This is a genomic window from Bosea sp. OAE506 (assembly GCF_040546595.1).
Taxonomy (GTDB): Bacteria; Pseudomonadota; Alphaproteobacteria; order Rhizobiales; family Beijerinckiaceae; genus Allobosea.
This window is the reverse complement of the sequence record NZ_JBEPOB010000001.1, coordinates 1,677,507-1,691,501: the sequence shown is the minus strand read 5'-3', so window position 1 is coordinate 1,691,501 and position 13,995 is coordinate 1,677,507. Positions and strand designations below refer to the sequence as shown.

13 protein-coding genes are annotated in these 13,995 nt (G+C 69.3%); 10 read left to right on the top strand and 3 right to left on the bottom strand.

The features are described 5' to 3' along the window. Window positions 1-2 precede the first annotated feature (2 nt). Complete coding sequence (locus ABIE41_RS08175) at window positions 3-959, bottom strand: heme/hemin ABC transporter substrate-binding protein (protein WP_192644114.1); 957 nt, start codon at window positions 957-959, stop codon at window positions 3-5. 274 nt (window positions 960-1,233) lie between these two features. On the opposite strand from ABIE41_RS08175, the gene hmuQ reads away from it, so the two are divergent. From hmuQ to ABIE41_RS08160, 3 genes are all read left to right on the top strand, one after another. Further along, window positions 1,234-1,581, top strand: a complete 348-nt coding sequence (gene hmuQ, locus ABIE41_RS08170) for a heme-degrading protein HmuQ (RefSeq protein WP_192644115.1) — start codon at window positions 1,234-1,236, stop codon at window positions 1,579-1,581. A 10-nt stretch (window positions 1,582-1,591) separates the two neighbouring features. Next, window positions 1,592-2,137, top strand: a complete 546-nt coding sequence (hutX, locus tag ABIE41_RS08165; RefSeq protein WP_192644116.1) for a heme utilization cystosolic carrier protein HutX — start codon at window positions 1,592-1,594, stop codon at window positions 2,135-2,137. Window positions 2,138-2,351: 214 nt separating this feature from the next. After that, window positions 2,352-3,722, top strand: a complete 1,371-nt coding sequence (locus ABIE41_RS08160) for a hypothetical protein (protein WP_192644117.1) — start codon at window positions 2,352-2,354, stop codon at window positions 3,720-3,722. A 4-nt stretch (window positions 3,723-3,726) separates the two neighbouring features. Here ABIE41_RS08160 and ABIE41_RS08155 read toward each other — a convergent pair whose 3' ends face one another. After that, entirely contained in the window at window positions 3,727-4,449 is a 723-nt protein-coding gene (locus ABIE41_RS08155; RefSeq protein WP_192644118.1) for a fused DSP-PTPase phosphatase/NAD kinase-like protein, read from the bottom strand. Between the two features lie 177 nt (window positions 4,450-4,626). Here ABIE41_RS08155 and ppa point away from each other — a divergent pair, with 177 nt between their 5' ends. Further along, window positions 4,627-5,172 carry an inorganic diphosphatase gene (gene ppa / locus ABIE41_RS08150; RefSeq protein WP_192644119.1) on the top strand — a complete coding sequence of 182 codons (546 nt, stop codon included), beginning with the start codon at window positions 4,627-4,629 and terminating at the stop codon, window positions 5,170-5,172. A gap of 115 nt (window positions 5,173-5,287) precedes the next feature. Here ppa and ABIE41_RS08145 read toward each other — a convergent pair whose 3' ends face one another. Continuing rightward, window positions 5,288-6,163 (bottom strand): HpcH/HpaI aldolase/citrate lyase family protein, encoded by an 876-nt coding sequence (locus ABIE41_RS08145; RefSeq protein ID WP_192644120.1) that lies wholly within the window; start codon window positions 6,161-6,163, stop codon window positions 5,288-5,290. A 115-nt stretch (window positions 6,164-6,278) separates the two neighbouring features. Between ABIE41_RS08145 and ABIE41_RS08140 the strand changes: the two genes are divergently transcribed. The 6 genes from ABIE41_RS08140 (at window position 6,279) to ABIE41_RS08115 (ending at window position 13,935) form a co-directional block, all read left to right on the top strand. After that, window positions 6,279-7,985, top strand: coding sequence for a serine/threonine dehydratase (locus tag ABIE41_RS08140; RefSeq protein WP_192644121.1), 1,707 nt, complete (start codon window positions 6,279-6,281; stop codon window positions 7,983-7,985). 57 nt (window positions 7,986-8,042) lie between these two features. Next, complete coding sequence (locus tag ABIE41_RS08135; protein WP_192644122.1) at window positions 8,043-8,759, top strand: class I SAM-dependent methyltransferase; 717 nt, start codon at window positions 8,043-8,045, stop codon at window positions 8,757-8,759. Window positions 8,760-8,993: 234 nt separating this feature from the next. Next, the gene (locus ABIE41_RS08130) at window positions 8,994-10,037 is read left to right on the top strand and encodes an ABC transporter substrate-binding protein (protein WP_210321025.1); all 1,044 of its coding nucleotides are present in this window, start codon (window positions 8,994-8,996) and stop codon (window positions 10,035-10,037) included. 91 nt (window positions 10,038-10,128) lie between these two features. Then, the gene (locus ABIE41_RS08125) at window positions 10,129-11,121 is read left to right on the top strand and encodes an ornithine cyclodeaminase family protein (protein WP_192644123.1); all 993 of its coding nucleotides are present in this window, start codon (window positions 10,129-10,131) and stop codon (window positions 11,119-11,121) included. Continuing rightward, on the top strand, window positions 11,118-12,566 hold the full coding sequence (locus tag ABIE41_RS08120) for an amidohydrolase family protein (RefSeq protein WP_192644124.1): 1,449 nt from the start codon (window positions 11,118-11,120) through the stop codon (window positions 12,564-12,566). The genes ABIE41_RS08125 and ABIE41_RS08120 overlap by 4 nt, the downstream gene beginning before the upstream one ends. A gap of 13 nt (window positions 12,567-12,579) precedes the next feature. Continuing rightward, window positions 12,580-13,935: a dihydroorotase gene (locus ABIE41_RS08115; protein WP_192644125.1), complete on the top strand. Its 1,356-nt coding sequence runs from the start codon at window positions 12,580-12,582 to the stop codon at window positions 13,933-13,935. Window positions 13,936-13,995 lie beyond the last annotated feature (60 nt).

Below are 13,995 nucleotides of genomic sequence, written 5' to 3'. Positions count from 1 at the left end.
CGTCACCGCGCCTGCGCCGTCTTGAGCGGCGGGATCGACGCCTCGGGATAGATCGCGGCCATCAGGTCGCGTGCCGCTGCCGGCGTGCGCGGCCCGAAGCCGAGCAGATAGAGGCCGTCCATGGCGATGACACGCTTCCGCCGCGCCGCCGGCGTCTCCGCGAAGGCGGGCATGGCGAAGAGCGCATCGGGCGACGTGGCGTGGTTGACGTTGTGGCTCATCATCAGGATGACGTCGGGCGCGCCGGCCATGATCGCCTCGTCGGTCATCGTCTTGTAGCCCTCGATGCCGTCAGCGACATTGACCGCGCCGGCATGGCGGATGATCGCGTCGGCCGAGCTGTTGCGCCCGCCGACCATCACCCGGCCGTTCTGGATCGACAGCACGAAGAGCACGCGCCGCGGCTTGGCGATGGTGCCGCGCAGGGTGGTGAGCTCCGCAAAGCCCGCCCGTGTCTGGGCTGCCAGCCGCGAGGCCGGCTCGGCCGCACCCAGCGCGGCGCCGATCGCCTCGATCTTGGCGACGACGCCCGCGGCACTCGTCTCGTCGGAAATGCGGGCCAGACCCACACCTGTTTCGGAGAGCAGCGAGACCGCGCCGGGCGGGCCGGCTCCGTCGATCAGCATGACCAGCGAGGGCTTGAGCGAGAGCACGCCCTCAGTCGACAGCGCCCGGACATAGCCGACATTGGCCTTGTCGCGCAGGGCATCGGCCGGGAACTGGCTGGTTGAATCCACGCCGACGAGCCTGTCCTGCAAGCCCAGCGCATAGATCACCTCGGTGATGACGCCGCCCACCGCGACGACACGCTGGGGCATTTGGCCGAAGGCGGCGCCGGGCAGGCCGAAGGCGCCCAACAGGCTCGCCGCCGCCAGCAGGCTCAGCCCGATCGCGGCGGACAGCTCCCGTCGTGCGGGCCGTCGGCCCGGCCCATCCGAAAGCAGGGTGCGCAAGCGCATCACTCGATCTCCCATCGCAAGCGCCGCCCGCCGGATGACCGGAGGCGCGCGGCCGTCGCCGTGACTGAACGAAGCCAAGTAAAAATCAGTTTTTAATTATTCAAAACTGATTTTAGTCTCAGCGTTATTGACGTTGATATTCAGTTTTACTAGAAGCGGTCAAGGGCGAGGACGAGGGACGCACATCCGGCAGGATGTCGCGGCGGCATCGGCCCCGTGCCGGCCATGCCATCCGCCGGGCCCGCAGGGCCGGCCTAGAACAGGACCATTCCCGATGTTCATCGCGATGAATCGCTTCAAGGTCGTCAAGGGCCAGGAATCGGCGTTCGAGACCGTCTGGGCGACGCGCAAGACCCGGCTCGACGAGATGCAGGGCTTCATCGCGTTTCACCTGCTCAAAGGCCCCGAGCGCGACGACCATACGCTCTACTCCTCCCACACCACCTGGGCCACGAAGGCGGATTTCACGGCCTGGACCAAGTCGGAGCAGTTCCGGGACTCGCATCGCAATGCCGGCGAGAAGCGCGAGCAGCCGCTGTTCCTCGGCCATCCCGAGTTCGAGGGCTTCGAGACCGTGCTGAGCGAGTCCAACCCGCATCGCCCCCTCCAGGCGGCCGAGTGAGGAGGCGGCCATGTCGGACGGCCTGACGATCGAACCCGCGGCGCCCGCAGACGACGCCCTCGCCAAAGCCCGGCGCATCCTGGCCGAGAAGCCCGATTCCATGGTCGAGTCGGTGGCGAAGGAGGCCGGCCTGCCGACCCGCACCGTGCTCGAGCTGACCCCGGCCGAGGGCCGGATGCTGATCGCCCCCGAGCACTTCGAGGCGCTCTGGCAGGAACTGGCGAGTTGGGGAACCGTGATGTTCCTCGTCCACACGCCTGACATCGTGCTCGAATGCGAGGGTGCGCTGCCGGTCGGCTCCTTCGGCCATGGCTATTACAACATCCATGGCGACAGCCCGATCGGCGGCCACATCAAGGCGTCCAACTGCGCCGCGATCTATGTCGTCGACCGCCAGCTCACCAGCCGCCGCGTCTGCTCAGTGCAGTTCTTCAACGGCGAGGGCGAGGTCATGTTCAAGGTCTTCGTCCGCCGCGACGCCCAGCGTGCCCTGCTGCCGGACCAGCTCGCCCGCTTCGAGGCGCTGAAAACAAAATTCAACGAAGCCGCCATCTGATGGCCCGATTCATGGGGTTAGTGCCCGACCATCGGGGCACGGCCCCGCTCTGGTCCGTCATGACGCATCTTTACCCGCCATTAACCCTGTTGGCGCAGCCTGTTTGTCCTGAGGTCGCTCGATCGTGACCCGCATCTCCGACGTCCCATCGTCGGTCGGTGACGGTGATCCGCACGGGGACGGCCTTTCAAACGGTCCAGCCGTGGGGATGGACATGGTCGCTCACGTCGTCCTCGAACGGGCGAGCTTTCCGCCTCGCCGGCCTGCGCTCTCCCTGGCGCAGGGGCGGCGCTTGGTCGCGAGCCGCGTGCCCGCGCTGCGCCAGTCGATCGGGACCGCGGTGCTGCTGGGCCTGCGCTTCGTACAGGCCCGGATGATCTCCGTCTGGGGCCTGCTGATCGCAGCCTATTTCTGCCCGCCTAACGTCTTTGCCGCCTTCGCGGTGTTCGCTGCCGCGGCGACCTTCGTCTCGCTGCCCGCGCTTCTGCGGCTGGAGGCGGTCTTCTTCCGCAGCAGCGCCCGCCGCGAGCTCGCCCTCGCCTTCCGTCTCGCATTGACGAGCGGCATCGCCTTCCTCGCGCTGGCCGGCATCGTCCTTATCACGATCGTGCAGCTCGACTGGCTGCCGCCGCTCATCGGGCTGGTCTTCTTCCTGTCGCTGTCGGCCCGCACGGCCCTGCGCCTGCTCTGGAGCGAGGCGACGGCCGAGGGTGATTTCCGCGCCATCGGCAACAGCAATCTCGTCCAGGCGCTGGTCCAGCCGGTCGTCATGCTGCTGTTGATCGGCATCTTCGGGCCCAAGGCGCTCGCCCTGTTCCTCGCCGACGCGGTCGGGCACTGGGTGGCGACGCTCTATCTCCTCGTCCGTCGCCGCGAGACCCTCTTCGATCTGGTCCATCCGCGACTGTGGTCGCTGCGCGGCCTGAGCTGGGGGCTGCAGCACTGGCACGACGCGCCGCGCGTCCTGCTGCCGGCGGCGATGCTGTCCTTCGGCTTCACCGCCGCGCCCCTGCTGGCGCTGCCCTATGCGGACAACCCGCTGCTGGCGGCCCATGTCGCCCTGGCGATGCGCCTGCTCGACATGCCGACGCAGATGTTCGGCACGGTCTCGAGCCCGCTGGTGATGAGGGCCCTGCGCAGTGGCGACCGCCGACGCCGGCGTTTCTGGATGCGCGGCGCAACCCTCGGTCTCGCGGCCGCCACTGTCGGCCTGTTCCTGCCGATCGCCTTCGGGGCGCTCACCCTCGACTCCGTCTTCGACGGCAGCAAATGGGACGGTGTCGGCGAGGTGGTCGCTGTGATGTCGCTGTTCTACGCCGGTATCGCGCTCTTCAACCCCGTTCACGACATCGCCACGCTGTCGCGCAACACGGCCTGGCAGCTCGCCTCGCATGCGGTCGCATTGCTGGCGATCGTCGCCGCGATCCTGTGGTTCGGCTCCCTCTCGCACGAACTGCTCTACGCCGTCGGCGCGATCTCGGTCGCCCGCGCCGTGGCGCATGTCCTGTTCGTCTGGGTCGCACGGGACGATCCGCAGGACAGCACGGCCGGAGGGTTCTCCGGCGTGCGGCCGGCCGCGCCCTGAACCGCTACTCCCGGCGGATCAGCCGGTCCGCCAGCAGTGACGACAGGAAACCGGGGCGGAAGCTCTGTTCCAGGCGGGCGGGATCGTAGACGTCCCGCGCCCAGTCCAGGAAGGCGATGCCCTTGGCCTCGCCCTCGACGCGGTAGGCGTCGAAGAAGGCATCGAGAATGCCGGTCTTGGCGAAACGGAAATGCCCGTAGCGCAACGACAATTGCCGCGTCGCCTCGGCCAGGGGCCGTCGCTCGTGGATCAGCAGATAGAGCGCCGAGAAGAACCCTGCCCGGTCCGCGCCCGACTTGCAGTGGACGAGCGCCGGCTCCTGCAGCGAGGCGAAGAATTCGCCCGCACCGAGGATGGTCTCGCGATCGGGCGCGCCACGCGAGCGCAGCACGAAATCGACCAGCGCGATGCCGTGGCGCTCGCAGGCTTCGCGCTGCAGCGGCCAGGAGCCGTGCTCACGCCCGCCGCGCAGATTGACGATGGTCTTCACGCCCTGGCTTGCGAACCAGGCGATCTGCCCCGGCGCGGGCTGCGCCGCCCGCCAAAGCTTCGGCGTGACGCGATGGGCGTTGAGATAGGCGAGGCGGAAGATGCCGTGGTCGACCAGCAGCATGTTGGCCCAGGCGCGCAGGCGCTGGCCGCGGCTCTCGATCGGGCGGTCCCAGCGGGCGATCCGCGCCATGCGCCTGGCATAGCGCTCCTCGTCCGGGCGCAGGCGGCTCAGCATGGGCGCGCCCTGCGCGGCGAGCGGCGGCTCGAATGGCGTGTCATGTCGCGCCCGATAGCAGCGGAGGGCCCCCTGCGCAAATCGCCGCTGCGGTCGCTAGGGCCAAGGTCGGGCTTGGCGTTTGCCGCGCGAACCCTCATAAGACCCGCGTTTCCAATCCTGACAGGTCTCCACTCCATGCGCCTCGACGCCATCTCCATCGGCAAGAACCCTCCCGACGAAGTCAATGTGGTCATCGAGGTGGCCATCGGCGGCGAGCCGATCAAGTACGAGATGGACAAGGAGGCCGGCACGCTCTTCGTCGACCGCTTCCTCTACACCCCGATGCGTTATCCCGGGAATTACGGCTTCATTCCGCACACCCTGTCGGAGGATGGCGATCCCTGCGACGTGCTCGTCGCCAACACCCGTCCGCTGATCCCGGGCTCCTACATCGCGGTTCGCCCGATCGGCGTGATGATGATGGAGGACGAGGGCGGCGGCGACGAGAAGATCATCGCCGTGCCGGTCCCGAAGCTGACCAAGCGCTACGAGAACGTCCACAACTACACCGATCTGCCGAAGATCACGCTCGACCAGATCCAGCACTTTTTCGAGCACTACAAGGATCTCGAGCCCGGCAAATGGGTCAAGCTGACCGGCTGGGGCGACGCCACCAAGGCCAAGCAGCTCATCGTCGAGGCGATGGACCGGGCCAAGGCGGCGAAGACCGCGAAGGCGTGAACCTCTCTCCCTCAAGGGAGAGGCGGGCCGCCCGACAGATGGACGAGGGAAAGGGTCGCGCGAGCGGCCCTTTTTCGTTGAGGAACGTCGGACCTCATTCGCGCGGGCGGCGGCGTCAGTCCCCGATCGCCTCGGCGAGGGCGACGACGCGCTTGGCCATCTCGGCATGCAGCAGCTCGACCATGCGCCCGCCGAGCTGGATCGCGCCCTTGCCCTGGTTTTCCGGCAGCGCGAAGGCGGCGATGATCGCCTTCGCCTGGGCGAGCTCGGCTTCATCGGGGGCGAAGACGGCATTGGCAGTGCCGACCTGCGCCGGGTGAATCAGCGTCTTGCCGTCGAAGCCGAGATCGCGCGCCTGCTCGCACTCGGCCAGGAAGCCCTCCTCGTTCTTGAGGTCGTTGTAGACGCCATCGAGGATGTCGAGCCCATGCGCGCGCGCCGCCAGGATCGCGCTGGTCAGCCAGGGCAGCATCGGCGCCCGGCCGGGCACGAAACGGGCCCGCGTCTCCTTGGCCAGATCGTTGGTCCCCATCACGAAGCAGCTCAGGCGGCTGCGCGGATCGCGCGCGGCCCGCGCGATCGCCTCGGCGTGGAGGATGGCCAGCGGTGTCTCGATCATCGCCCAGACCTGCAGTGCCGGCTGTGCCCAGAGCCCGTCGAGCTGCGCACCGATCTGTTCGAGCGTCTCCGGCGTCGACACCTTGGGGATCAGGATCGCATCCGGATTGGCCTCGACCGCCGCGCCGAGATCGTCCCTGAACCACTCCGTATCGACGCCATTGGTCCGGATCACGAGCTCGCGCCGGCCATAGCCTCCGGCCTTGACGGCCGCGCAGACCTGCTCGCGGGCCGCAGCCTTGGCCTCCGGGGCGACGGCGTCCTCCATATCCAGGATCAGCGCATCGGCGGCGATCTCGCGGGCCTTCTCGAGGGCGCGGGCGTTCGAACCCGGCATGTAAAGCACGCTGCGGCGCGGGCGGATGGTGGTCATGGCTGTCTCCCGGCACCGGAGGTCCAGCCTCCGGACGTTCTTCGCTGCACTGCACACTAGACGCAGCCGGCATGCAACGTCAGTTCTGCGAAGGTCGCATGAAGAGGGCGGGACAATGAGTTGGCTGCTGGGCGTGGACGGGTGCAAGGCCGGCTGGATCGCGGCCTGCCTGGACACGGCGAACGGCGGCACGCCTGTGCTGCGGGTGGTGCCGGATTTTCGCGCTCTGCTGGCGCCCGAGCCCGCCCTGATCGCGGTCGACATGCCGATCGGCCTGCCCGATGGGATCGAGGGCTCGGGCCGTGGCCCGGAACAGCTGGTGCGGCCCTTGCTCGGTCAGCGCCAGTCCTCCGTCTTTTCGATTCCGTCGCGGGCCGCTGTCGAGTCTGAAGATTACGGCGAGGCCTGCCGGCAGGCGCTGGCGACCTCGCAGCCGCCCCGCAAGGTGTCGAAGCAGGGCTTCCACCTGTTTCCGCGCATCCGCGAGATCGACACGCTCCTGCGGGCCGAAACGGGACTGCGCGAGCGCATCCGCGAGGTCCATCCCGAACTCGCCTTCGCCACCATGCACGGTGGCCCCCTCGCCCATCCCAAGAAGATCAAGGGGCGGATCAACGAGGCCGGCACGGCCGAGCGGCGCGCCCTCCTGATCGCCCAGGGACTGCCACGAGAGGCCGTCCTTGCCCGGCCGCCGAGAGGCGCAGGCGCCGACGACATGCTCGATGCGCTCGCCGCCCTGGTCGTCGCCCGGCACATCGCCGCCGGGCGCGGACGCCCCTTCCCCGAGCCGCCGGGACGCGATAGCCACGGCATACCCATCGCGATCTGGAGCTACCGGCCCGATCGCTCGCTTTCGCAGGACGCAGCCATGACCGAGAACCCCATCCCGCGCCCGATGATCGAGGCGGCTGCGCAGCGCGTCGCCGGCCATGCCCGCGTGACCCCCGTTATGCGGCTGGGCACCGGGGCCTTCGGCTCGGATGCGGATGTCTCGCTGAAGCTCGAATGCCTCCAGCATGCCGGCTCCTTCAAGACGCGCGGCGCCTTCAACAACCTGCTGTCGCTCGAGGTGCCTGCCGCCGGTGTGGCCGCAGCGTCCGGCGGCAATCACGGCGCGGCGGTCGCCTATGCGGCCCGCGCCCGCGGCGTGAAGGCGACGATCTTCGTCCCCGAGATCTCGCCGCCGGCCAAGATCGAGGCGATCCGCCGCTTCGGCGCCGAGGTCGTGATCGGCGGCGCGTTCTATGACGATGCGCAGGCGGCCTGCGACCGCTTCGTCGCCGAGACCGGCGCGCTCAAGATCCATCCCTTCGCGGCGAAGGAAACGATCGCCGGGCAGGGCACCGTCGGCCGCGAATGGCAGCAGCAGGAGCCCGACCTCGACACCGTCCTCATCGCGGTCGGCGGCGGCGGCCTGATCTCCGGCATCGCCGCCTGGTTTGCCGGCACGAAGGTCAAGGTCGTCGGCGTCGAACCGGCGGGCTCGCGTGCGCTCCAGGCCGCGCTCGAGGCCGGTGGGCCGGTGCAGGTCGACGTCGCCTCGGTGGCGGCCGACTCGCTCGGCGCGCGCAATGTCGGCCCGCTCGTCCACGCCGTCTGCAAGGACACGGTGGACCATGTCGTGCTGGTCCCCGACACCGCGATCACGCAGGCACAGGCCAACCTGTGGCGCGATTTCCGCCTGGCGGTCGAGCCCGGCGGCGCCGCGGCGCTGGGCGCCCTGCTCTGCGGCGCCTACCGACCGGCACCCGGAGAACGGCTCGGCGTGCTGGTCTGCGGCGCGAATGTCGACCTGGGCAAGCTCGCAGCGATCGCGGGCTGAAGGACGAAGGCGCCAGTGGGTTGCACAGGAGAGCTGACCAAGGGTTAGACTGTGCTCATGACCAACCGGCCCGTCGACGACACGCTCAGGGTGATCAAGGCGATCCTCGCGCCGCTGGAGCAGCGCCGGATCGTTGAGATTGGCTGCGGGCGCGGCGCTCTGCTGGCAGGGCTTGCCCAGGCGGGCGCCCGCGTCGCCGGCATCGACCCGGATGCCGATGCCCTCGCCGAGGCGCGCCGCACGGCCCCGACCGCGATCCTGCGCCAGGCCCATGCGGAACGCCTGCCCTTCACCGACGCAGCCGTCAACGCCGCGCTCTTCGTCGACAGCCTGCACCATGTTCCCGTAGCCGGCATGGCGGCCGCGCTGGCGGAGGCTGCGCGGATCGTCGAGCCGGGCAGCGACCTCATCGTGGTCGAGCCGCTCCCCGAAGGCACGTTCTTCAATTCGATGCGCCCGATCGAGGACAAGACGCCGATTTGGGCCGAGGCGCAGGAGGCCATTTCAGCAGCGATTAAGGAAGGACGGCTGCTGCTAGTGGCCACGAGCGAGTATGACCGCATCCAGGCCTATGCCACCGTGACCGACTTCATCGACCACATCGTCGCGCTCGACCCGGCGCGGCGTGAAAAGGCCCTCGAAGAGCGGGAGCGGGTGATGAAGCGCTTTTTCACGCTGGCCGAATATGTGCAGGGCGGCTACCGGCTGCGTCAGTCGATGCGCCTGCACCACCTCAAGCCGTCCGTCGCGGCCCCGCAACCGCCCGCGCGTTGATGGCCGCACGACCGTAGCGCCATCGTCGCGATGGCACACCGGCTGCCCCGCTGTCGACGCCCCATGATCGACCGGTGCCTTTTTTGCACCGTCGCGGCAAGAACTCAGCACAAGACGGCAACGGTCGCTTCCGCCTAGCGTGACGTCACCTGGCGGCGCGCGCCATGCCGGTCGTGATCGACCGCGGCCGCATCGCCGCCCGGGCAGCCTGCTTCAACCCTCGAAGGAGTCGCCATGCGCCGCCAGTTCCTGAAAGCCTCGCTCGCAGCCGCCTTCGGCGCGCTGGTGGGTCTCGCCACGCCGGCTTTCGCGCAGGCGCCCACCAAGATCCGCTTCACGCTCGACTGGAAATACCAGGGCGTCCACTCCTGGTACTTCTACGCCAAGGAGAAGGGCTATTTCGCCGCCGAAGGCCTCGATGTCACGATCGACCAGGGCGACGGTTCGGCCGCGACCGTGACCCGCATCATGGGCGGCGCCTATGATGCCGGCTTCGGCGACATGAACGCCATCATCCAGCAGGCCGTGAACAAGCCCGGCGAACAGCCGGTCATGGTCTACATGATCTACAACAAGGCGCCCTTCGCGATCATTCACAAGGCGGATGGGCCGATCAAGACGCTGAAGGACCTCGAAGGCCGCAAGCTGACCTCGCCCGCGGGCTCGGCGACGCACCGGCTGTTCCCGATCTTCGCCAAGATCAACGGCCTCGACGCCAGCAAGGTCGAGGTCGTCAATATCACCCCCTCCGTGCAGGAGATGATGATGGTGCAGGGCCAGGTCGACGGCGGCTTCGTCTTCACCGTGACCTCCTACATGAACCTGATCGGGATGAAGCTGAATCCCGACAAGGACTACAAGTTCATCATGTATTCCGACTACGGCATCGCTTCCTATTCGAACGGCGTGATGGTCTCGCAGAAGCTGATCAAGGACAACCCCAAGGCCGTGGCCGGCCTGGTTCGGGCAATCAACAAGGCGATGCTCGAGCTCGCGGCCAACCCAGCCGAAGGCGGCAAGGTGATGAACCGCGTCGAGCCCACGGTGAACGCCGAGATCGAGGCCCAGCGCATCGCCTTCACCTACAAGGCGCATATGCTGACCCCCGAAACCGAGAAGCTCGGTGCCGGCGACGTCTCGGACGAGCGGATGGACAAGGCGATCGCGCAGATCGGCGAGGCTTTCGAGCTGAAGACCACGCCGAAAGGCTCCGAGGTCTTCAACCGCTCCTTCCTGCCGCCGCTGGCCGAGCGGACGATGCCGGCTCCCAAGAGCTGAGGCGGACCCACGCCAAAGCGACGATCCTGGCCGGGCGCGCCGAGAGCGCCCGGCTTCCCTGCCCCTGCCGGCCCGCGAACGGACGCCCGACATGATCGTGCTGAGTGAGGCGGATATCCGCACCCTCGTCGATCCCCCTGAGGCGGTCGCGCTGGCCGCCGAGGCGTTCCGGCTCACGGCGGCGGGAAGGGGCGAGGCGCTGCGCGGCGACCTGCGGGCGGACGATCCGAAGCGCGGCTGCCTGCTGCTGACCGGCAGTGCCGGCCCCGATACACTCACGATCAAGAGCAACGTCCATGCCTATCCGGACGGTCCCGAAGCCCCACGCCGCTGGGCCAGCCTGCTCACGCTCTGGGACTGGAGCCGGGCGGAGCCGCGGGCGCTGATCTCCGCCGGGCTCTTCAACGAGCACCGCACCGCAGCGGGTTTTGCCGCCGGCATCGACCGGCTCGCCGCTCCCGACGCCGCCACTGCGACCCTCTTCGGTGCGGGTCGCAGCGCCCCGCTCGCGGCGCTCTATCTCAAGATCGCACGGCCCTCGCTGCGACGGCTGCATCTGGTCGGCCGCTCGCCGCAGCGCCTAGCGGCCCTCGCCGCCACGCTGGCCGGCGAGCCCGCTTTGGCCGATGTCGAACTGGTCACCAACGCGACGCCGGCCGAGGCGGTCGCCGAAAGCGAAATCGTCGTCGCCGTCACGACCTCAGAGGAGCCCGTCTTCCCCGGCAAGGCAGCCAGACCGGGCGCCTGCATCGTGCTCGGCGGCGCCAATCGACCCGGTGCGCGCGAGGCCGACGACGATTTGATCCGCCGGGCCGACATCTATCTCGACGCTCGCAAGGACGCCTTCGCCAAGGCGGGCGATCTCGTCCGGGCGCAGGCCTCGGGCGCGCTCGACGCCGCCCGCATCCGCGGCGAGATCGGCGCGCTGCCGGAGCGCGCGCTGCCGTTCAGCCCCGGCGCCGACGTCACGGTCTTCAAGTCGATGGGCCTGCCGCTGCAGGACGTGCTGCTGGCAGACGCCCTGGTGACGAAGGCGCTGGCCCGCGGCCTGGGCACGCCGGTCGACCTGCAGGGGGCGCCATGACCGAAGCGACGCTCCTGATCCGCGGCGCGCGCATCCTGGCCGGAGCGGCCGCGCAGGACACGCCCCTGGGCGACATCCTGATCCGCGGCAACACCATCGTCGCCGTCGGCGAAGTGCCGCCGCAGCCGCCGGGCAGCATCACGCGCGAGATAGACGGCAGCGGCCTGCTCGCAGCGCCCGGCCTGATCAACGCCCACATGCATTCGCAGTCGGGCACGATGTCGGGCTTCGCCGACGGGCTCAGCCACCCCGCCTTCATGTGGCTCACGCAGGCCCACACCTCGCGCCGCACGCCCGACGAGATCCGCCTCGCCGTGCTGCTCTGTGCCGCGCAGATGCTGACGACCGGCACGACCGCGCTGATCGACCATTTCCCCGGACAGCGCTTCAGCACGGCGGACATGGACGCCGTGCTCGCGGCCTGGGAGGAAACCGGCCTGCGGACGACGCTGGCGATGCGCTTCTTCGACGGGGTCTTTTCCGACATCATCCCCGCTGGCATCGAGGTGCCGGCCTCGGTCGCAGCGGTGGTCAGCGGCTCCGGGCTGCTGGCACCGCATCCGCTCGCCGAGCTGCGCGAGCAGATGCCTGATCTCGTCTCACGCTGGCACGGCCGCGCCGGGCGTATCGGCCTCTGCCCCGCCCCTTCCAACCCGGACCGCTGCAGCGACGAGGCGCTGCTCTTCTGCGCCGAGCTGGCCCAGCGCCACGACCTGCCCATCCACACCCATCTGCTGGAGACGAAGGCCCAGGCGCGGATCGCGCGCGAACGCTATGGCGAGAGCACGCTCGCCTATCTCGAACGCCTCGGCATCCTCTCCGATCGCTGGTCCTGCGCCCATGCGATCTGGCTCGACGAGGCCGACATCGCCCTGATGGCGCAGCGCCAGGCCATCGCCGTCCACAATCCAGAGAGCAATGCCCGCATCGGCACGGGGCGGATGCGGACGCCGGAGATGCTGGCGGCGGGCGTGCCCATCGCACTCGGCACCGACGGCTCCGGCGCCAACGACAACCTCGTCATGCAGGAGGCGATGCGCGCCGCCGCGCTGCTGCACCGCTCGGACCTGCCCGACCGGCGCCAATGGGTCACCTCTCGCGACGCGCTGCGCATGGCGACCGTGGAAGGCGCCCGCGCGCTGCGCCTCGCCGGACGGCTGGGCGAGATCGCGCCCGGACAACTCGCCGACATCGTGCTCTACCGTCTCGACGCGCCCTGGTGGCGCCCGCTCAACGACGCCGCCTCGCAGCTCGTCTTCGCCGAAACGGGGGCGGCGGTGACGACCGCCATCGTCGATGGACGCGTCGTGCTCGATCAGGGCCGCATCACGACCTTCGACGCGCCATCCGTCCTCGACGAGATCGAGGCGATGGAGGCGAGCCTGCGGGCCCGCAACGCCGATCTCTTCGCCGCGGCCGACGCGATCGCCAAAGCCGTCCCATGAGCAAGGCCGACCCATGAGCGCCACCGTCGACCTCGTCATCCGCGACGCACTGCTCGTCACCCCCGAGGCCAGCCGCCATGGCGCCGTCGCGGTGGAGGATGGCCGGATCGTCGCGATCGGCCGCAGCGAGGCGATGCCGCCCGCGCGCCGGGTGATCGAGGCCGGCGGGCGGCCGCTCATCCCCGGCGCGCTCGATGTCCACACCCATGTCCGCGAGCCCGGCTTCTCGCACAAGGAGACCTGGGCGACGGCCACCGCCGCCGCGGCCGTCGGCGGCGTCACCACGATCTTCGACATGCCCAACACCAACCCGCCGACGGCCAATGCCGCCGCGGTGCGCGAGAAGATCGCCATCGCCGCCCCGCAGGCCCATGTCGATTTCGGTGTCTACGGCTATGTCGGCGAGGCCAATCTCGCCGATCTGCAGCCGATGGCGCAGGCCGGCGCCAGCGCCTTCAAGCTCTTCCTCGGCAGCGACAATCCGCTCGTCCCCTGCCCCAATGACGGCGCCGTGCTCGATGCGCTCACGCTGATCCGCGAGACGGGCCTGCGCTGCACGGTCCATGCCGAAAACACACCGATCCTGAACTGGCGCGGCGCGCAGATGAAGGCCGCCGGCCGCGACGACCTCGCCGCCCATCTCGCCCAGCATGCCGACATCGCCACCGTCGAGGCCGTGCAGCGCATCGCCTTGTTTGCGGAATGGACGGGCTGCAAGATCCAGATCGCCCACGAGAACTGCCGCCACGCCTTGCCGGTGATCGCGGCGGCCAAGCGGCGCGGCATCGACATCACCGCAGAGACCTGCCCGCACTACCTGCTGCTGAGCATGAACGACGCCGAGCGGGCCGGCGGCAATGCACTGCGTGTCAAGCCGCCGGTGCGCGAGGCCGGCCATGCCCAAGCACTCTGGGCCGCCCTGCTCGACGGCACGATCGACATGATCTCGACCGACCACGCGCCGCATCCGGCTGAGGAAAAGCACCGCGCCTCGATCTGGGAGACCTCCCCGGGATTCCCCGGCGTCGAGACCTCGATGCGCCTGATGCTGACGGAGGTCGCCGCTGGCCGGCTGACACTGCAGCACTATGTCCGCCTCGCCTGCGAGGCCCCGGCCCGCGCCTTCGGGCTCTGGCCGCGCAAGGGCGCCCTGCTGGTGGGCGCCGATGCCGATCTCGTCCTGCTCGATCTCGACCATCGCGCGCCGATCCGTGGCGCGACCTTCCAGTCCATGGGCAAGGTCACGCCCCTCGAGGGCCGCGAAACCATCGGCCGCGCCGCGATGACCTTTCTGCGCGGGACCTGCGTGGCGCAGGACGGGCAGGTCGTCGCTCCGCCCGGCACGGGACGCGCCCTGCATGCCCCCTGAGCGGGACCCGCCTTCCGGAACCGGAGCGGCCGAGCCGAGACGCCGGCAGGAGAAAATCCG